Annotated in this window: 12 protein-coding genes and 3 pseudogenes; 9 read left to right on the top strand and 6 right to left on the bottom strand. The window is 69.8% G+C overall.

Annotated elements, in window-relative coordinates; translation table 11 throughout:
* The first annotated feature begins 106 nt into the window (after positions 1-106).
* Together H297_RS34460 and H297_RS44000 are read left to right on the top strand one after the other, a co-directional pair.
* Complete coding sequence (locus H297_RS34460) at positions 107-772, top strand: amidohydrolase family protein (RefSeq protein ID WP_486589402.1); 666 nt, start codon at positions 107-109, stop codon at positions 770-772.
* A 131-nt stretch (positions 773-903) separates the two neighbouring features.
* A pseudogene (locus H297_RS44000) lies at positions 904-1,263 on the top strand (transposase); the annotation flags it as partial.
* 695 nt (positions 1,264-1,958) lie between these two features.
* On the opposite strand, the pseudogene H297_RS34465 reads toward H297_RS44000, so the two are convergent.
* Both H297_RS34465 and H297_RS0104490 read right to left on the bottom strand, forming a co-directional pair.
* Positions 1,959-2,730 (bottom strand): annotated as a pseudogene (locus H297_RS34465) (transposase family protein).
* Positions 2,731-3,322: 592 nt separating this feature from the next.
* Entirely contained in the window at positions 3,323-3,802 is a 480-nt protein-coding gene (locus H297_RS0104490; protein ID WP_158693636.1) for a DoxX family membrane protein, read from the bottom strand.
* Positions 3,803-3,985: 183 nt separating this feature from the next.
* Here H297_RS0104490 and H297_RS34470 point away from each other — a divergent pair, with 183 nt between their 5' ends.
* Genes H297_RS34470 through H297_RS34480 form a run of 3 tightly spaced genes read left to right on the top strand, consistent with a single transcriptional unit; the run spans position 3,986 to position 7,388 of the window.
* On the top strand, positions 3,986-5,227 hold the full coding sequence (locus tag H297_RS34470) for a histidine kinase (RefSeq protein WP_051351522.1): 1,242 nt from the start codon (positions 3,986-3,988) through the stop codon (positions 5,225-5,227).
* Complete coding sequence (locus H297_RS34475; RefSeq protein WP_051351523.1) at positions 5,224-5,910, top strand: response regulator transcription factor; 687 nt, start codon at positions 5,224-5,226, stop codon at positions 5,908-5,910. Before H297_RS34470 ends, H297_RS34475 begins: the two co-directional genes overlap by 4 nt.
* Entirely contained in the window at positions 5,907-7,388 is a 1,482-nt protein-coding gene (locus H297_RS34480) for a phytoene desaturase family protein (RefSeq protein WP_051351524.1), read from the top strand. The genes H297_RS34475 and H297_RS34480 overlap by 4 nt, the downstream gene beginning before the upstream one ends.
* A 378-nt stretch (positions 7,389-7,766) precedes the next feature.
* Here the strand turns inward: H297_RS34480 and H297_RS34485 are convergent, their stop codons facing one another.
* Positions 7,767-8,843, bottom strand: a complete 1,077-nt coding sequence (locus H297_RS34485; RefSeq protein ID WP_051351525.1) for a LacI family DNA-binding transcriptional regulator — start codon at positions 8,841-8,843, stop codon at positions 7,767-7,769.
* A gap of 140 nt (positions 8,844-8,983) precedes the next feature.
* On the opposite strand from H297_RS34485, the gene H297_RS0104515 reads away from it, so the two are divergent.
* The 4 genes from H297_RS0104515 to H297_RS44005 all read left to right on the top strand — a co-directional run bounded on the left by H297_RS0104515 (position 8,984) and on the right by H297_RS44005 (position 14,555).
* Positions 8,984-10,327 (top strand): extracellular solute-binding protein, encoded by a 1,344-nt coding sequence (locus H297_RS0104515; RefSeq protein WP_078513738.1) that lies wholly within the window; start codon positions 8,984-8,986, stop codon positions 10,325-10,327.
* A complete protein-coding gene (locus H297_RS0104520; RefSeq protein WP_027736072.1) occupies positions 10,324-11,271 on the top strand; it encodes a carbohydrate ABC transporter permease in 948 nt (315 codons plus the stop codon). Before H297_RS0104515 ends, H297_RS0104520 begins: the two co-directional genes overlap by 4 nt.
* A 3-nt stretch (positions 11,272-11,274) precedes the next feature.
* Positions 11,275-12,138, top strand: coding sequence for a carbohydrate ABC transporter permease (locus H297_RS0104525; protein WP_486589403.1), 864 nt, complete (start codon positions 11,275-11,277; stop codon positions 12,136-12,138).
* Positions 12,139-12,215: 77 nt separating this feature from the next.
* On the top strand, positions 12,216-14,555 hold the full coding sequence (locus tag H297_RS44005) for an FAD-dependent oxidoreductase (RefSeq protein ID WP_027736074.1): 2,340 nt from the start codon (positions 12,216-12,218) through the stop codon (positions 14,553-14,555).
* 150 nt (positions 14,556-14,705) lie between these two features.
* Here H297_RS44005 and H297_RS41165 read toward each other — a convergent pair.
* From H297_RS41165 to H297_RS0104545, 3 genes and pseudogenes are all read right to left on the bottom strand, one after another.
* Positions 14,706-15,235, bottom strand: a pseudogene (locus tag H297_RS41165) (transposase); the annotation flags it as partial.
* A gap of 203 nt (positions 15,236-15,438) precedes the next feature.
* Positions 15,439-15,984 (bottom strand): GNAT family N-acetyltransferase, encoded by a 546-nt coding sequence (locus H297_RS34495; RefSeq protein ID WP_051351526.1) that lies wholly within the window; start codon positions 15,982-15,984, stop codon positions 15,439-15,441.
* A gap of 535 nt (positions 15,985-16,519) precedes the next feature.
* A complete protein-coding gene (locus H297_RS0104545; protein ID WP_027736076.1) occupies positions 16,520-17,395 on the bottom strand; it encodes a LysR substrate-binding domain-containing protein in 876 nt (291 codons plus the stop codon).
* Positions 17,396-18,155: the final 760 nt, after the last annotated feature.

The following is an 18,155-nucleotide window of genomic DNA, read 5'->3' on the forward strand; positions in this document are numbered from 1 at the left end:
CGTTCCCACTCGGCATCCGTCAGATCTCCCCGCCCCATGTCCACATCAACGACACCACCACGAAGTAGTCACATGATCGCCAGGACAAGTCCTAGCCGACCAGAACGTGGACGCCATCAAGCTCCTGTCGGAGGGCGCGTGCGCGCACTCCGGCTCAACGCCGTACCTCTGGCAGAACCCAGCCTTTCGAGACGGCGTCGAACTGGAACGGCTCCCCCGCGATCTCCTCCGCGCAGGCATCGAGACCGGGCACGACCGCGACCTTCGGGTGACCGTCCACACCACCCAGCAGGTCGCGGCGCGCGAGGCGATCGAGGCCGGCGCGGACGGCCTGGAGCACGGCGTCACGATCGAACCCCTCACCGATGACGCGTTGATCGAGCTGATGCTGGAACGCGGCACCACCTACACGCCGACGCTCTGGATCGACAACGCTCACCCGGACGCACGCGGCAATGCCAAGAAAGTCACCGAGGCCGGCGTGCACATCGCCCTGGGCAGCGACACCTTCAGCGGCCTCGGCCTGTTCGGCGCGAACACGCTGAAGGCGGCCGAGCTGATGGTCGCGGCAGGGATGACGCCCACCCAGGTTCTCACCGCCGGCACCAGCGGCGCCGCGCGGCAGTGCGTCCGCCCCGAGCTCGGCGCAGTAGCGCCCGGAAAGAGCGCCGACCTCATCCTGCTGAACGCCGACCCTACCGCGGACATCAGCAGCCTTCACAAGCTCGTCATGACGGTCCTGGACGGCAAGATCGTCGTCGACAACCGCTAGATGTTTGAGTCTGACGTTCTCAGTGGTCAAAGGCGGTCAGTGATCATCTGACAGGTGCTCCGGTGGTCCAGTTGCGCCATATCGCGGTGGCGGGGGCGAGAAGTCGTTGCCCCACTCGGGCCCGCACGTGATGGACCGATGCACTGCGGCCTGAGCGGGAGCACGACGCTGCTGCCGCCCGCCACGAAAGCATCGCCGTCTGCTTCCGGCACTTCCCCGATGTCGCCGTCCTGTCGTACGACGGCTGCCTGGGCCTGAGCCGCGACCACCGCGAGCAAGCGATCACGCCGCCGGGAGCACTGCCCGGCGAAGTCGAACAGTGGGAACGCGACCGCCACGGCCACTCGTCCGACCGCATCACCGGCGCACATGTCCTTGCCGATCACAAACGCTGGAAGCAACTGACCCGCTGGGCACATCGCCACGACCGCCTGCCCGACACCTACCGCGCCATCGCCACCCTCGTCTCCGAACGCACCGCTCGGATCTGAGGACAGCCGTGAGCACGGCAAACACACCTCACCCGCTATCACGCACCAACTCGTTAGCCGTGGCTTTTGGGCCACCACGGCGGGAGCGGAATTACTGCTGGCCTCAAAGAGGTTGAGCGCCGCACACAAGACCGCGTACAGCAGTACGGCTCAGAGCGCGGACATGCGGACGAGGCAGAGGGCGGTGACGAGGCAATGATGTTTGATCTTGGCTACGATTATCTCTACTCCCGGGTGACACGACATCTGCATGGCAAATGCGAGTTGGCTCGTTACCTGTACTGATGACGATTTCCGGTTAGTGGCTGACGGAACGCGCATCCGATTACGTGAGCTTCCTGTTAGCGCGGGGGGCCTTCGTGCGTGTGCTCCTCTCGAGTGCGCGGTCTCGGACTACGTGAGCGGCAACGCCGTCGGCGCGGGCGCCACTCTTGTGAAACTTTCGAACGGCCTCACGGCGCGGCTACAGTTGCCGTGGGAATACAGCTTAACGACTGTGTTTCACAGCGGGATCGGTGTTTCAGGGGAGATGCACCGGTTAGTAGAACTGAGCAAGAACACTCGGGGAAAAGTCCCAGGTCCTATCGCCAGCCATCGAGGCCCACCCGCCTGGACTATGAAGTTAGTCGTCGCAGATCACAGGACCGCCGTCAACCGACTTCGCTGTCCACGGACACCCATGCGGTGAGCTGTTTTCAACCTCGGTTGGAGCAGGTCAGGTGGAGGGTGAGGACGGCCTGGACGGGGTGGGTGATGCGGGTGGTGGAGCATCGCAGCGTGCGCAGGAGTCGCCAGGTCTTGAGGGTGGCCGTGGCCTGCTCGACGCGTGCGCGGATCTTCGCGTAAGAGCGGTTGACGGCTTGCTGACCTGCAAAGAGGTTCTCCCAACGTCCGCGGAAGGGGGCGCGGACGGTGTCGCTGGCGCCCTGGTAGTCCTTGTCGGCCCAGCACTGCACGCCCGCCTTCGTGAGGGCATCGATGATGCCGTGGGTGCGGGCCGGCCCTGATGTCGTGGACGGGGCCCGGCAGTGCAGGCGATGCCCACAACAGCCGGCCGTGAGGGTTCGCGATGACTTGCACGTTCATGTCGTGCTTCTTGTGCTTGCCGGAGTGGAAGGGCCGGCCGGCGGCGATGCGGTCGATGGGCAGCAGGGTGCCGTCGAGGAGGACGAATGCCTTGGTGGAGGCGGTCTTCCTCGCGTCGGCGAGGGTCGGCGCGAGGGTGGCCAGAAGGTCGACTGCCTCGGTGACGTGGCGGTAGGCGGTGGTGGTGCCGATGCCGAACCCGGCGGCGAGCTGGATGTAGGTGTGGCCGCACCGAAGGTGGGCCAGGACCAGCAGCGCCTGACGTCCGGCAGTCAGCCGACGCCATCGCGTGCCCTGGCCACGGCGGTGTGCGGCCAGTTCACGAGCGAGGAAGCGCAGTGCCGAGCTGGACAGATCGGCACCGGATGGGTCGACAAGCACGCAGAAGCTCCTGGTGGGCCAGGCGATCTTGGTCGTGAACCCGTCTACCAGGAGCTTCTTCACACACAGACACCGCCCTCCATCCCAACCACCCACCTGCGGGGCCAGGTTGAGAACAGCTCAGTCACCGGCCACCCAGGCGATGAGCAGGGGCGAGGTCAGGGTCCGCAGGATTGCGGTCCCGGCCAGCTCGCCCTTGGTCATGCAACCCCGGCTTCCGGGAACGCCCGCCGCCCGGCAGCGGTGCGGGCGCGGTGAACACCCAGGCATCCTCCCTCGTCCGGTCCGGCTCGCTTCTTGTGCGCGCTCCAGGTCCCCGGCCTGCTGCAATCGGCAACATCCACAGTCACGACCGGCGTTTCGGTGCCCGGACCGTCCCGGCCACGTCGCACCAGCAGGCCACCATGTCGCGCGTGGCCACGTGCCGAAGACGGACGAGGGTTGCCGGGGCCGGTCGATGAAGACCGACCGGTGCTTCGCACCGGCTTCGACCGCGCGCTTCCGCGGCCCGAACGTCGGCCTGGCCTGGTGCCGTTCCTGGCACCACGGGTCTGAGGAGGTGAATGGCGGTCTGCCCGCTTCAAACACTCACTCAGTGCTCGGTCCGCTGCCCGGCTGCGCGAGCGGAGGTCTTCGCCGGTTCGGGAGTGCGACGGGGCAGTTCCCAGAACGCGTGGCGTAGCCGGTCGCGGTCGCTCCAGATGAGGAAGACCAGCAGCAGGGTGTAGACGGTGACCACGTACTTGACGCTCGGATAGTGGAAGCACCAGTCCATGATCGTGATGTTCAAAGACACCGCGAACAGCCCCAGCGCGCCGAGGGAGTACAGCCTGCGGTGGAACAGCAGCAGCGCCGGCACGAGTTCGAAGAGACCGGTGATCCGCCCGTAGACCGGTGAGGAACCGTAGAAGGCCCACACCGTGCCGGCGCTGAGCGGGGTCTTGTCGGTGATCGAGTATTCGCCGTAGTTGTACTGCCCGCCGGCCAGCTTCACCGCTCCGTAGAAGATGAAGATGATCGCCAACAGGATGCGGACAGCGAGCACCGTGCGGTGCATTTTCCTCGACGCCATGATGCGGACCGGTCTCCTCGCGCTCTTGCGTTTCCCCGTGTGGGCTGTTCCGGCTCCGAGCCTCGCGCGCCCGCCCGGCGCCGCGCCATCCGACGACCGGCCCGGATCGGTGGCCGGGTGGAGGACCCGGTCTCCTCCGACCGGAGGAAGTGGGCCCCTGACGCAGTCACTACCTTGATACTTGTGCGAATCACCTCTCATGCCCTGCGGGCGCACCTGTCCGGCCTCGGCGGGGTACGGCTGCTGCCGCTGGCGGGCGCCGCCGCGATGGTCCACTGGCTGCACGTACCGCAGTCCGCTCCCCGCCCCGCCGACTGGCTAACGGCCATGGTCTCGGCTGCACTGGTCGTGGTGGGTGGGCGCCGTCCCCTGGCGGTGACCCTGGCACAGAGCGCGCTGGCCTCTTCAGGGGCCGTGGCCGACGCGCTGGGGGAAACCTGGGGGGCGGGGCCGGGGGTCGCGGTAGCCCAGATCCTCGCCTCGGTCGCCCTCGCGGAGCTGGCGCTGCGCCGCCCGCCCGTCCCGGCCTGGTGCGGAGCGGTGGCGGTGGCTCTGGCCAGTGCCGTCACCGTCTATGTCGACTACCCGGCTCCCGCAAAGGCGCTGATCGTGCTCCTGTACGCCGGGGTGCCGCTGCTGCTGGGCTCTTACCTGCGTTCCCAGCGCCAGCTCGCCGAGGAGGCCGAGCAACGTGCGCGTGCGGCGGAGCAGGCGCGGGAGTGGGAGGCCGCTGCCGCGCGGGCCGCGGAGCGGTCGGCCATCGTCAGGGAGCTCCACGACGTCGTGGCCCACCATGTGGCGTCGATCGTGCTGCGGGTCGGCATCGTTCTGCATGTGATGCCGCCGTCGACCGACCCGCGGGTGGACGAGGCGCTCAGAGACGTGCACGGCATCGGCGGGCAGGCCCTGGCCGATCTCCGGAGGCTGGTGGCGGTCCTGCGTGACCCGCAGACCACCGGCGAACCCGCGCTGATGTCGGTGACGGACATCAGGGAGGCACTGAAGGACGTACTGGACCGTACCCGGCAGGCCGGTGTGGAGGTCGAGACGGCGGTGGACCCGGCCATACTCGAACGGTTGGGGACGGCGCACCGGCACACCGTTCTGAGGCTCGTGCAGGAGGGGCTCACCAACGCGCTCAAGCATGCCGGGCACGGCGCGCGAGCCCGTGTGCAGCTGGAGGACGGGGACGACGGACAGGTGGTCGTCGAGGTGAGTGACGACGGAGGCCACGGGGTGGCCGGGCACGCGGCCGAGCCGGGGCACGGGCTGCTGGTGATGCGGGAGCGCGTGGGGTTGCTGGGCGGCGAGTTGACGGTCGGGCCGCGCGCCGGCGGCGGCTGGGCGCTGCGCGCGCTGGTCCCCCAGGCACCGCCGGGGCACGAGACCGTCGAGGTGCCCGGGGAAGCCGGGGCGCGGTCATGATCCGGGTGCTCTTCGTCGACGACCAGCAACTCGTACGTGCGGGGTTGCGGATGCTCTGCGACGCGGCCGAAGACATCGAGGTGGCGGGAGAGGCCGAGAACGGGCGGCAGGCGATCGATCTCGTCGAGCAGCTCCGCCCCGATGTCGTGCTGATGGACCTGCGGATGCCGGTGGTCGACGGCATCACGGCGACACGCCGTATCGTCGCCGCCCACCCGGCCGTCCGGGTGGTGGCGCTGACCACCTTCGAGGACGACGATCACCTCTATCCGGCGCTGGGAGCGGGAGCCTGCGGGTTCCTGGCCAAGGACACGGCGCCGGACGCGTTGCTGAGCGGTGTGCGCCGGGCGGCCGAGGGAGACACCCCCTTCAGCCCGCAGGTTCTTCAGCGCTTGGTGCAGCGTGCGGTGTCCGCGTCCCGGGCCGAGGCAGATGCGGACGCGGAGTCGGGAAGGGAACGCGTACGGCTGACCGCCCGGGAGCGTGACGTGCTGGAGTTGGTGGTCGAAGGGCTGCCCAATACCCGGATCGCCGAGCGCCTCCACATCGGGGTGACCACGGTCAAGACGCACGTGACCAGCCTCATGACGAAGACGGGCACCAGCAATCGGGTCCAACTCGCCGTCCACGCACACCGGCTGGACGCCGAACCGTCCGCCCCGCACGACGGCGGACAGCGGTGACACAGAGCGGTCCACGGCCGGGGTGGGAGTCCGCCACGCACAACGCCGTCGTCGTCGGCGCGGGTCCCAACGGGCTGGCTGCGGCGTTGACCCTGGCGCGGGCCGGAGTCGAGGTCCTGGTCCTGGAGGCGTGCGACACCGTCGGCGGAGGAACCCGGTCGCGCGAGGCGATGGTTGCGGGCCTCCTCCACGACCATTGCTCGGCGATCCACCCGATGGCCGTGGGGTCGCCCTTCCTGACCGGCCTCGGGCTGGAGCGCTACGGACTGACCTGGCGGCATGCGGAGGTCGACTGCGTGCACCCACTCGACGACGGCGCCGCCGGGGTGCTGTACCGCTCGGTCACGGAGACCGCCGACGGTCTCGGTGACGACGGGCGGCGGTGGCGGCGGCTGTTCGAAGCGCCGTCGGCCGGCTACGACCACTTGGGCGAAGACATTCTGGGCCCGCTCCTGCGAGTGCCCAGGCATCCGTGGCGTCTCGCACGCTTCGGCGTGCCCGCGTCGCTGCCTGCCTCCCTGGTCTCCAAGGTGTTCGCGACGGAGGAAGCACGGGCGCTGTTCGGCGGAGTGGCGGCACACGCCTTCCGTCCTCTGCACCATCCGCTGAGTGCCAGTATCGGCCTGGGGATTCTCACGGCGGGACACCGGTACGGCTGGGCGGTCGCCGAGGGCGGCTCCCGGCGGATCACCGAAGCGATGGCCGCTCTCCTCCGGGACCTCGGTGGAAGGATCGAGACGGGGGTGCGGGTGACGTCGGCCGCCCAGCTTCCGCCGTCCGCCGTCACACTGTACGACTTGGCCCCGTCGGCGGTCGCGGACCTGCTCGGCGACCGCCTGCCGCCGTATACAGCCCGTGCGTACCGCCGCTTCCGCCATGGTCCGGCCGCGTTCAAGGTGGACTTCGCCGTCGAGGGCGGCGTCCCGTGGCGCGCCGGGGCGGCTCGGCGGGCCGGCACCGTGCATCTCGGGGGCGGTTACGCGGAGATCGCCGCGACCGAACGGGACGTGCACCGGGGACGGATGCCGGAGCGGCCCTTCGTCCTGGTGGGCCAGCAGTACCTTGCCGATCCCGGCAGGTCCGTGGGTGACGTCCATCCTCTGTGGACCTACGCGCACGTGCCCCACGGGTACGACGGGGACGCCACCGAGGCGATCATGCGTCAGATCGAACGTTTCGCCCCGGGCTTCAGGGACCGTGTGCTCGGCACCTCGGTGACCACGACGTCGGACTTCACCCGGCGTAACCCCAACTACGTCGGCGGCGACATCATGACCGGGGCGAAGGACATACGGCAGCTGCTGTTCGGGCCCGGGCTGTCGCTCCAGCCGTACGACACGGGCGTGCCGGGCCACTACCTGTGCTCGGCCGCCGCGCCGCCGGGCCCCGGGGCGCACGGCATGTGCGGCTACCACGCGGCAACGCGTGCGCTCCGTCGGCTGGGCCGAACTCCCTCGGTGGCGCATCGCACCGGCTGAGCGCGTGCAGCGGCCGTCCTCCTGCCGGGCGGCGTGGGCAGGAGGAGCCGGTGGACACGGGCCCAGGACGGCTTTCCTGCCACGGACTCACGACCGTGGTCCGGGACGGTCCGGCCGACCGTGGTCCGGGACGGTCCGGCCGGGCCGCCGCTCACGACCCGGCGGGCCCCTCCCCGCCGTCCTCTCCCCGCTCGCCGCTGCCCGAGCCGGGCGGGATCCAAGCTCTGCACGTCGCCGCACTGTCGGCGCGACAACGGCCGACGGTCCCGCTCGCCCCTCGCGGTGGGGCGCTCCTGGGGGCACTGCTACGGCGCAGGAACCATCGCCGACGGAAACACCGGACACGGTGCTCAGGGCCGGGCAGCCGGGCCGCGCCCGTCACGCGTCGTCGGCCGCCGTGCCAGCGTCGCCGGGAGAAGTACTGTGCCTGACCAGCAGCCGGTGGCCGAGGCGGACACTGCGGTAGGGGGTGTCGGGGCGTGCAATGCGATCGTGCAGCATGCGCATGGACCGCCGCGCGATCTCCGCCTTGTCGGGAGCGACGGTCGTCAGCGGCGGATTCGCGTACCGCGCCTCGTCCGTGCCGTCGAAACCTGCCACCGCCACGTCCTCGGGAACACGCAGCCCCCGGCGCAGCAACCGGTGGGCCGCGCCGACGGCGAGCAGGTCGTTGAAGGCGAAGACCGCATCCGGCGGTCGGCTTCCGTCGAGGAGCGCGCGCACGGCACGGTCGCCCTCGGCCCTGGTGTAGGCACTCACCGGAACCGCGAGCGCGGGGTCGTACGGCAGTCCTGCCTCGGCGAGTGCCGCACGGTAGCCGACCGTGCGCCGACGGCTCATCTCGGTGCCGGCCCCGCGCTCGACGCCGACGGCGGCGATCCGCCGACGGCCGAGCGACGCCAGATGGGCGACGGCCTCCCGCGCACCGCTCTCGTTGTCCACCATGACCACGTCCCCTGGGCCTTTGTCGCCACGGTCGCCCAGCAGCACCAGGGGCCGCCCGACCGCGTGGGCCGCCAGTTGGCCGGGGTCCAGCGCCTGCGGGAAGAGCACCAGCCCCTCCGTGGGCGTCGGCACGGCACCCGCCAGTGCGCGCCGTTCGAGGTCGAGGCTGCCGTTGGTCTGCTCGATGAGCACCGTCCAGCCCAGACCCTCGGCCTCCGACATCATCAGCCGCGCGAGCTCGGCGAAGTACGGGTTGTCGATGGAGGGGAGGGCGAACGATACGACGCTGGCACGGCCCGCGCGCAGGGTGCGCGCCGAGTGGTTGGGCACATAGCCGAGACGTTCCACGATTTCGAGGACGCGCGCCCGCGTCGCCGCTGAGACGTTGGGCGCGCCGCGGACCACGTTGGACACGGTCATCACGGACACCCCTGCGACGGAGGCGACGTCTCTGAGCGACGGCCGCCCGTCAGGGCCGCCGTCGGCCGGGGACCCGACGCGGTGTGGCATGGCAGCAGTATCCACTCGTTACTCAAGGTGATCAACCGGGGGGCTTTACAGGCGAGGTTTAACGTTACACACTCGCGGAGGAACCTTCCCCAGCCGCCCGTTGCCGACCACCGGCAGCCGCGCCCTCCCAGTGAGACGCCATGTCACGAACCCGTACCGCGTCCCCCTCAGCCCCCTCCCGCCGCCTTCTGCTCCGGCTCGCAGCCGCGGGCACCCTGGCACCGTCCGTGGCTGCCTGTGGCGGCCGTTCCGGCGGCTCCGGCCTCAGCGCGACATGGTGGGGCGACCCGGGGCTGAACGACGCGATGAGTGCCGCCATCGGCGCCTTTCGCAGAGCCGGCCCGCACCGGCCCGCCGTACGCTCCGAGTTCCTGCCCTGGGAGGGCTACTGGGACAAACTCGCCACCCGCAGCGCCGACGGCGACACCCCGGATCTGGTCATGCAGGCCGCCACCTACCTCCCCGAGTACGTCGGCCGGGACGCGCTCCTCACTCTGGACCCGTATCTGGGAGAGAGCCTGAGCCTCACCGGGGTCGACAAGGACGCCCTGTCCATGGGCCGCTACCGGGGCCGCACCTACGCGGTCGTCGCCGCGACCAACGCCCTCGCCCTCATCGTCAACCGCTCCCTGCTCCGCCGGATCCTCGGCGGGCCGCTCCCGAACCGGCCCGCGCTGCCGGGCCGGCCCGGGGACACCGAGTGGACCTGGGAGGACCTGGAGGCTGTCGGCCGCGAGGTGCACCACCGCTCAGGCGGGCGGGTGTACGGGGTGCAGGACGCGGGCGGTGACCTCATGCACTTCCAGGTCTTCGTACGGCAGCGGGGACGTGAACTCTTCGACACGCACGACCGGGTGGCCTACCCCCGGGCGTGGCTGACCGAGTGGCTGGAGATGTGGCAGCGCTGGCGCCGCGACGGCATCGCACCGCCGCCCGACATGACCGCGGAGAGCACCGGAGTGCTCGCGCAGACTCCGATGGTCCGCCGGCGGGCTGCGATGACCTTCGGCTGGACCCAGGACCTGCCCGCCCACGCCGCCGTGCTCGCCGACGACTACGCCCTGCTGTTGCCCCCGGGCCCCTCCGGTGGCGGCGGCAGGCCGGGACTGTGGGTCAACGCGGCAAGTCTGTGGGCTGCCGCGGCGAACACCCGCCGGCCCGAGCAGGTGGTCGCGCTGATCGACTTCCTGCTCAACAGCCACGCGGCCGAGGTGGAACTCGGTGGCACGCTCGGCACCCCGCCGAGGGCCGAGGCACGCGACCGCCTGCGCAAGGGGGCCGACATGGTGACACGAACAGGCCTGGACTACATGGACCGGGTGGCGCGCCACTCGACACCGCTGCCGCGGGTGTGGCCCGGGGGCTTCACCGAACTGCGCGACGAGTTCGGCCGCTACAACGAGGACGTCGGTTTCGGCCGCCGCACCCCCGCCGCCGCAGCCGACGCTTTCACCGCCTTCGCCCAGCAGGTGGTCGCGGCATGAACAGCACCGCACACCAGGCACGTGCCGCGCAGAACCGCGAGGGCACCGGGCGCCGCCTACGGCGCCGCGGCGGCTGGGGCTACTTCTTCCTCGGTCCCTGGCTCCTCGGTTTCTTCCTGCTGGTGCTCGGCCCCATGGCCGCGTCCTTCTGGCTCTCCTTCACCGACTTCAACCTCTTCGACCCGCCACGCTGGCTCGGTCTCGGCAACTACACGAAGGCGTTCACCGGGGACGAGCGGTTCTGGAACTCGCTGCGCGTCACCTTTGTCTACGTGTTCGCCTCGGTCCCCGCGCGGCTGGTCTTCGCGCTGGGCGTAGCCATGCTGCTCAACCGCGGGGTACGCGGACTGCGCGTCTACCGTGCCGTCTACTACCTGCCCTCACTGCTCGGTGGCAGTGTTGCGATCGCGATCCTGTGGCGGCAGATCTTCGGCTCCTCCGGGCTGCTCAACCACGTGCTGTCGTGGTTCGGTCCGGACACCGAGCACTCCTGGATCGCGGATCCGGACACCTCGCTGCTCACCATGATCGTGCTCGCCGCTTGGCAGTTCGGCTCCCCCATGATCATCTTTCTGGCCGGGCTGCGGCAGATCCCGCCGGAACTGTACGAGGCGGCACAACTCGACGGCGCGGGCCCCGTCACGCGTTTCCTCCGGGTGACACTGCCGCTGCTGAGCCCGCTGATCTTCTTCAACCTGGTGCTTCAGATCATCGCCGCTTTCCAGGCGTTCACCCCGGCGTACGTGGTGAGCAACGGCTCGGGCGGCCCCTCGGATTCCACCCTCTTCTACACCCTGTACCTGTACCAGGAAGGCTTCACCCAGTTCCACATGGGGTATGCGTCCGCGCTCGCCTGGGTGCTGTTCGCCGTCATCGCCGTATTCGCCTCGGTGGCCTTCCTGACCTCTCGTTACTGGGTCCACTACGCAGACGAAGGGAGCTGACCCGTGTCAGTACTGACCCGGCCCGGTGACACGGGCACCCGGCGCGACTGGCGGCGCTTCGCCCTGCACGCGGGCCTTGCCTGCGGGGCCTTTGTCACCGTCTACCCGCTGCTGTGGATGACGGGCAGTTCGCTGAAGCCGGAAAACCGGATCTTCACCGAGACCTCGCCGCTGCCCTCGCAGTTCACCACCGACAACTTCACACAGGGATGGCAGTCCGGCGGCAGCTTCTCCACCTACCTGCTGAACTCCCTCACCATCGCCTTGCTGGCGGTCGTGGGCAACGTGCTCGCCTGCTCCATGGCCGCCTACGCCTTCGCCCGGCTCGAATTCCGCCTTCGTAAACTGTGGTTCGCGCTGATGCTGGGCACCATCATGCTGCCGCAGCACGCCGTGCTGATCCCGCAGTACTTCCTCTTCCACCAACTCGGCTGGGTAGGCACCATCCTGCCCCTCGTGGTGCCCAAGTTCCTCGCCACCGACGCCTTCTTCGTCTTCCTGATGGTGCAGTACATCCGCTCCATCCCCCGGGAGCTCGACCAGGCCGCCGCCGTGGACGGCTGCAACCCGCTCCAGGTCTACCTGCGGGTGATCTTTCCGCTGCTGCGGCCCGCGCTGGTGACCACGGCCGCGTTCACCTTCATCTGGACGTGGGAGGACTTCTTCAGCCAGCTCATCTACCTCAGCGACAGCGGCAACTACACCGTGCCGCTCGGACTGCGGATGTTCCTCAACTCCATGGGCGATTCCAGCTACGGACAGCTCTTCGCCATGTCCGTCGTCTCCGTCCTGCCTGTCTTCATCCTTTTCGTGATCTTCCAGAAGCACCTTGTGGAAGGGATCTCGGCCGGTTCCCTCAAGGGCTGACCGTGCACCGGCCCCGCCCCGGGAAGTCCGCCCGGCCGGCCACCCCGGCCACCCCACTGAACAAGGAGAGTGCCGTCATGAAATGCCGCACCGAGACCTATGACGTCGTCGTCTGCGGCGGTGGACTGGCCGGTCTGAGCGCCGCCGTGGCCGCCGCCCGGCACGGCTCCCGCACCTGCCTGGTGCAGGACCGTCCTGTCCTGGGAGGCAACAGCTCCTCGGAGATCCGGGTGGTTCCGCGTGGCGCCGGGATCTATCACGCCTACGCCCGGGAGAGCGGCATCGTCTCCGAGTTGCTTGCCGAGGAACGCGCGGTCAACCACGAGGAGATCTTCGAGAACGGATGGACCAACGGCGTCTGGGACCTCGTCCAATACGACCTGGTGATGCGCACTCCCCGCCTGACCCTCCATCTCAACACCGCGGTGACCGGGGTGACCGTCGAGGACGGCCGCATCACCGCCGTCACCGCGCACACCACGCACGCGGAGACGCAGCTGACCCTGTACGGCGGGCAGTTCGTGGACTGCACCGGCGACGCCGTGGTCGCCGACCTGGCCGGCTGCGAGTGGCGCATGGGTTCCGAGGGGCGCGCCGAGTTCGGGGAGCCGCACGCCCGTGAGGAGGCCACGGACGACGTGATGGGCTCTTCCCTCCACTTCAAGACCAAGAACGTCGGGCACCCGGTCCCGTTCACCCTGCCCGACTGGGCTGTGGAGTACGACGACGCGGCCTTCTTCTACCGGGGCGGCCGCCGGCCCAGTACCCTCAAGGGCGGCTTCTGGTGGATCGAGATCGGTGTGCCCTGGCACTCCATCCACGACAACGAGAGAATCCGCCACGAACTCACCCGGCACGCCCTGGGCGTCTGGGACTGGATCAAGAACAAGGATCCCGAGTTGCGCGAGCAGGCGGCCACGTACGCGCTCGACTGGATCGGTCAGCTGCCGGGCAAGCGCGAGAGCCGCCGCGTCGTGGGGCTGCACCTGATGACCGAGGGCGACCTGCGGGCCGAAGAACCTTTCCCTGACGAAGTGGCCTACGGCGGCTGGAACATCGATCTGCACACCCCGGGCGGGCTGCTCGCGCCCACCAGCGAACCCACCGCGGCCGAGGGCCACGACCCGACGGCCTCGGCCGCCATGCAGGCGTACGTCGGCCCGTTCGGCATACCGCTGCGGAGCCTGATCGCAAAGGACGTCGGCAATCTGCTGATGGCAGGCCGGAATGTCAGCGCCACGCATGTCGCGCTCGGTTCGGTCCGGGTGCAGAACACCACCGCGATCGTGGGCCAGGCCGCGGGCACCGCGGCCGCCGTCGCGGTGGCCCGGGGACTGTCCGCCCCTGAGGTGTACGAGCGTGCCGTCGGCGAGGTGCAGCAGCGGCTGCTCAAGGACGGCTGCTTCCTGCCCAACGTGGTCGGCGCCGACTCCGACGACCTCGCCCGCCAGGCCGTCGGGGTGCGGGCCAGCTCCCAGGCGGTGCTGCACGGCGCCGGTCCGCACGACCCCGTGCGCCCCGAGGGCTGGAACCGTTCCGCACGGCCACCGGCCGACGATCCGAAGGATGCGCTGACCAGCGCCCGGGGCCAGTGGATCGCCGCCGAGGTGGCGGGCGGCCGCTTCACGCTCGACACCGTGTCCCTGTGCCTGAGCAACGACACCGACGAGGAGTGCGAGGTGGCGGCGGAACTGCTGCCCGTCGACCACATCTGGGACTACCGGGCCACCCCCGCCCAAGCGCTGGCTCGCGGTGTCCTGCGGGTGCCGCCGGGGCGCGAGCACTGGGTCGAGTGGGACGTGAATCTCTCCGTCCACCCGTCGGCGGCCGAGGCATTGCCGCACGGCGGGCACCGCTATCTGCGAGTGGACCTCGCCGGCACACCCGGCGTGCGCTGGCACACCGCGAGCGTCCTCGAACCGGGCCACGCCTCGGCCTTCGCCATGGCGGACGGACGCTTGCGCCGCTTCCGCGACGGAGTCACCCAGGCGTTCCGGGTCGACCCGCCCCAGCACTGCTACGGACCGGGCAACGTCCTCACCGGCGAGACCCGCCCGCACCGCGGCACCAACCTGTGGCGCTCGGACCCCGCCCAGCCCCTGCCGCAGTGGCTGGAGCTGACCTGGGACGGTCCGGTGTCGGTGGGCACCGTGCAGCTGACGTTCGCGGGGCATCTCGCGCGTGACTACGAGGTGTACGGCCCGCTGTACCGTGATCCGCAGTGTGCCCGTGACTACGCGATCCAGGCCCAGGCGGAGGACGGCACCTGGTACACCGTCGAACAGGTCACGGGCAACTACCAGCCCCGTCGCCGGCACACCTTCCCCACTGTGGTCACTCCCCGTCTCCGCGTCCTGATCACGGCCACCAATGGGGACCCGTCGGCGGCCGTGTACGAGGTCCGCTGCTACGCCTGACAACTTTTCGGGGACGGCGGCGGCCGTCCCCGGGAAGTTGTCGGGCGGGACACCCCCCTGCACGACAGGGGCCCACCGAAGGTGCCTTCATGACTTCGGTCAAGGGGAGGCGCCGTCGCGGAGCATCGCGAAGAGGACGTCGGCTCAGCCTCGGGCTCTCAGGACGGTCAGGCAGGCGTGGGCAGCCACGGCCATGGTCATGTGACGGTGCCAGCCGGGACAGCGGCGGACCTAATAGTCGTCCGGGCCGCATTCGTGCTTCGCGCTCCGGAAGCATCCTTGACGCTTCGGCGGGCGATAGCCCGGCGGCGGCGGTCGGGTCGGCGTCAGGGGAGCACCTCGACGCGTGCCCAGTCGTAGATGCGCAGGCCGTGGGCCCCGGTGCCGCACGAACGGCGCTTCCGCTTCTGCCGGGCGAGACCGTTGAACAGGGCGTGGACGGGGTGGTCGATCGCCCAGCGGGTGACCACGGTGTCGTTCCGGCTGGTGGCGACGCCGACCTGGCAGTTCTCCGTCCGCCCGGCGAAGTACTGCCGCTGCGCCCCGACCGACCGCGTTCCCTTCTTCTGGAAGCCCGTATCGTCCACGGCCAAGGCGGCGCCTGGGTCACCGAGGTTGTCGTCCACATACTGACGCACGTCGTCGAGCACCTCATCGGCGTCGAACATGATCCGGTTCAGCCCGGGCGGTGCGGGCCACTGTCCGACCTGCCGGTGAGGGCGGAGGCCCGGCTCTGGGAAGCCAGCTCCAGGATCCTCAACCGTCTTCGGCGGCGCGGCCCGCGGGTGCCAGCCACCGAAGAGACCCGGCGCCGCCCGCCCGTACCCGTCCGCGCAGATGGCCCCCGGCCGGACTTGAAGCACGGCCCGGAGGACACAAACCGTCACCGAGGAGGTGTTGCGTAAAGGAGTTGCCGTTCGTCGGCCGGATCGGGACCGACGAGCCGGAAGCCCGCCCGCTCGAGAACCTTTCGACTCGGCTGGTTGTCGGCGAAGACGTAGGCGTGCACGGAAGTGTCGATGCCGGGCTCGGGGTGCGTGTGATGCCAGTCGACGAGAGCGAGGGCGAGTTCGGTGGCGTAGCCGCGGCCCCAGTACGCGGGCGCGAGCAGGTAGCCGATTTCACGGTGCGCTGTGCAGTGCGGCCGCCGGAAACCCGCCCGCCCCACAAAGGTTCCGGTCTTCTCCTCGACCCGCCACTTCGTCCACCCGGGTTCTTCCTGCTCCCGCAGGAACGTACCGAGCCGCACCCGCGTCCGGCCGAGGGTCTCCACCCCGGAGGACATGTAGCGCATCGCCCGCACGTCCGTATGCAGCGCGTACAGCTCGTCCAAGTCGCCCGGCAGCCAAGTCGTCACCCGGAGCCGCGGAGTGGTCAGCACCGTCGTACGTACGGCCGCCGAGCTTCCCCATCGGTGGTCTGCAGACACGCGGACCGGTCCTCCCAAAGTGAGGGGCGTGTGCGGGCTCGCGCCGCCCCCGCACCGCTCTACCCCCGACACGCCCGGCCAGACAGCAACCAGGACACTACTGAACCTGCCGACTGAATACGCGCAGCACACGCACACCGGAACAGCGGGTGTAGGGGGGCAGTGGGTGTAGGAGACGGCAACCAGAAGGTTGCCGTTCCCGGCTGCGAAGGACGCCATCCGACGGTGCCCGACGGGTTGTCCGACCCGGACACTCGTGGAGGCACCAGACCGACGTCATAGCAACATCCGTACACCCGCCGGGGCCAGTGCCAGGGCGAGCCCCATCGGCCAAGAGCGCGACAGCTCGGCCGGTGGCTTCCAGCATGTCGTCCACGATCGATGGCAGAGCGGGATTTCCGCGGCATACCGCCTCGCAGACGCTGCTCGCACTCGCGCTGCGGGGGTCGTCGCCGCTGGGCGCGAACAGCTCCACACCCCGGGCGCACCAGCTGGTGTACCGGTGGTCCTCCGAGCGCCGGGTGAGGATCTGGGCTCACAGCGTTGCTTGGGCGAGGAAGGTGGTGCGGCTCGGGCAGGTGGTGTGGGGGAGGTAGAGCGCGTGGAGTGGTGCGTGGACGGGGGGTTCGAGAGTGAGGATGTGTGCCTTGCCGCCTGCGGCCGGACCCGGTGAGGTGGTGACGAAGGCGATGTGGCGGGTTCCGATGACTGCGGTGACCGGTGGTGTGCCTTGGCGGTCGGTGCGTTCGGTGTGCGGTTCGAATCCGGCCTGACGGCAGTGGCCGATGAGGAGGTCGGTGTAGCCCGAGTGGCCGCGGGTGCCCCAGACCATGAAGGTTTCGTCGGCGAGCTCGGGCAGCGTCACACTGGTGCGGGTGGCCAGGGGGTGATCGGAGGAGACGGCGATGTGCAGGCGCTGGTGGCCGAGCGTGGTGCGGGTCAGACCGTGAGCGGGTGCGATACCTCGGCACAGGCCGATGTCGAGGTCACCGGAGAGCAGAGCGGCTGTCAGCTCGGAGGGGTAGCGCTGGTGGATTTCGGGGGTGATGTCGGGGTGGGTGTCGGTCACCGGGGCGAGGAGGGTGACGAGCTCGTCGCCGGTGACGGCGGGGGTGTAGCCCATACGGAGCGTCTGGGTCTCGCCGCGCCCGATACGTCGGGCACGGTGCAGGGCGGCACGAGTGATGCCGTTGAGGATGCGGGCGTCTTCCAGCAGGGCCGCACCGGCGGGCAGTACGGTCACACCTGCACTGCCGCGTTCGAGCAGCGGCACACCGACTTCACGTTCGAGGACCTGGATGGAGGTGGACAGTGCCTGCTGGGACAGATGGAGCCGGGCGGCGGCACGAGTGAGGCTGCCTTCCTCGGCCACGGCGATCAGGTGGTCGAGTTTGTTCAGATCCAGTCGCACCTCAACACCTCTCGGCTCGATGGTGGCCAGTGAAAGGCCCTGGCCATCGATGTGACGGCAGCCAGCGCCGGTACCCCACCACGGTGCCCGGCCCCGAGGGCCGGTGCACTCAAGCCTGGTGCGGCACCCCCACTGCCTCTTGGCGGTGCAGTGCCCCTGCATCGGGAGGGCCTCACCATGGAACGGCAGGTGCCAGTCGGTCTTCTGGAGAGCCGTCCGTGATGTTACGGGGAGGCAGCCCGGAAGACGGCGACCACGAAGGTTACGGCGGACAACAGCTCCAGCGGGCGTCGACACCCCGCCCCTCCCCCGCCGCGGTCGTCCGCTCGGACCGTCGTCGTCCGCCCGGCCGCTCACCACATCTTCCTGCCGTATGCGGCCGACGTCACTGACGGGCCCACCCTCTCTGCCCGACCGGGACGCCGCGGGGCAGAGACGCCGAACGCACCGTCCAGCCCCGGTCCGAGCACGAACGACAGCCTGCACGACATCGGTGTTCCGCTGTACGCACCCCTCCGGTACTGCCGAGACGGGCTCACCCACCGGCCGCGAGCTGGGCCAGTGAGCGAGCCGTGCCACCATGCGGGCGGTCTCATCGGCACACCGACCCCGGCACGGCGTACATGAAGGACCCCTTCAGGCGTGACCGGTTCCAGTGCGACTGACACGACCGTCGGTGACGGTGAACGTCCACCCCGCGCGCATACTCCCCCAGGTCGAGTCGGTGCAGGTGACCGTCAGAATCCGGCCGTCGCCCGGG

It is taken from the genome of Streptomyces sp. CNT360 (genome assembly GCF_000424785.1).

Excerpts from the sequence above, each read along its gene's own strand:
- H297_RS0104515 (WP_078513738.1), top strand. The coding sequence starts at position 8,984 with ATGTCACGAACCCGTACCGCGTCCCCCTCAGCCCCCTCCCGCCGCCTT.
- H297_RS34485 (WP_051351525.1), bottom strand. The coding sequence starts at position 8,843 with ATGCCACACCGCGTCGGGTCCCCGGCCGACGGCGGCCCTGACGGGCGG.
- H297_RS0104520 (WP_027736072.1), top strand. The coding sequence starts at position 10,324 with ATGAACAGCACCGCACACCAGGCACGTGCCGCGCAGAACCGCGAGGGC.
- H297_RS44005 (WP_027736074.1), top strand. The coding sequence starts at position 12,216 with ATGAAATGCCGCACCGAGACCTATGACGTCGTCGTCTGCGGCGGTGGA.
- H297_RS34475 (WP_051351523.1), top strand. The coding sequence starts at position 5,224 with ATGATCCGGGTGCTCTTCGTCGACGACCAGCAACTCGTACGTGCGGGG.
- H297_RS0104490 (WP_158693636.1), bottom strand. The coding sequence starts at position 3,802 with ATGGCGTCGAGGAAAATGCACCGCACGGTGCTCGCTGTCCGCATCCTG.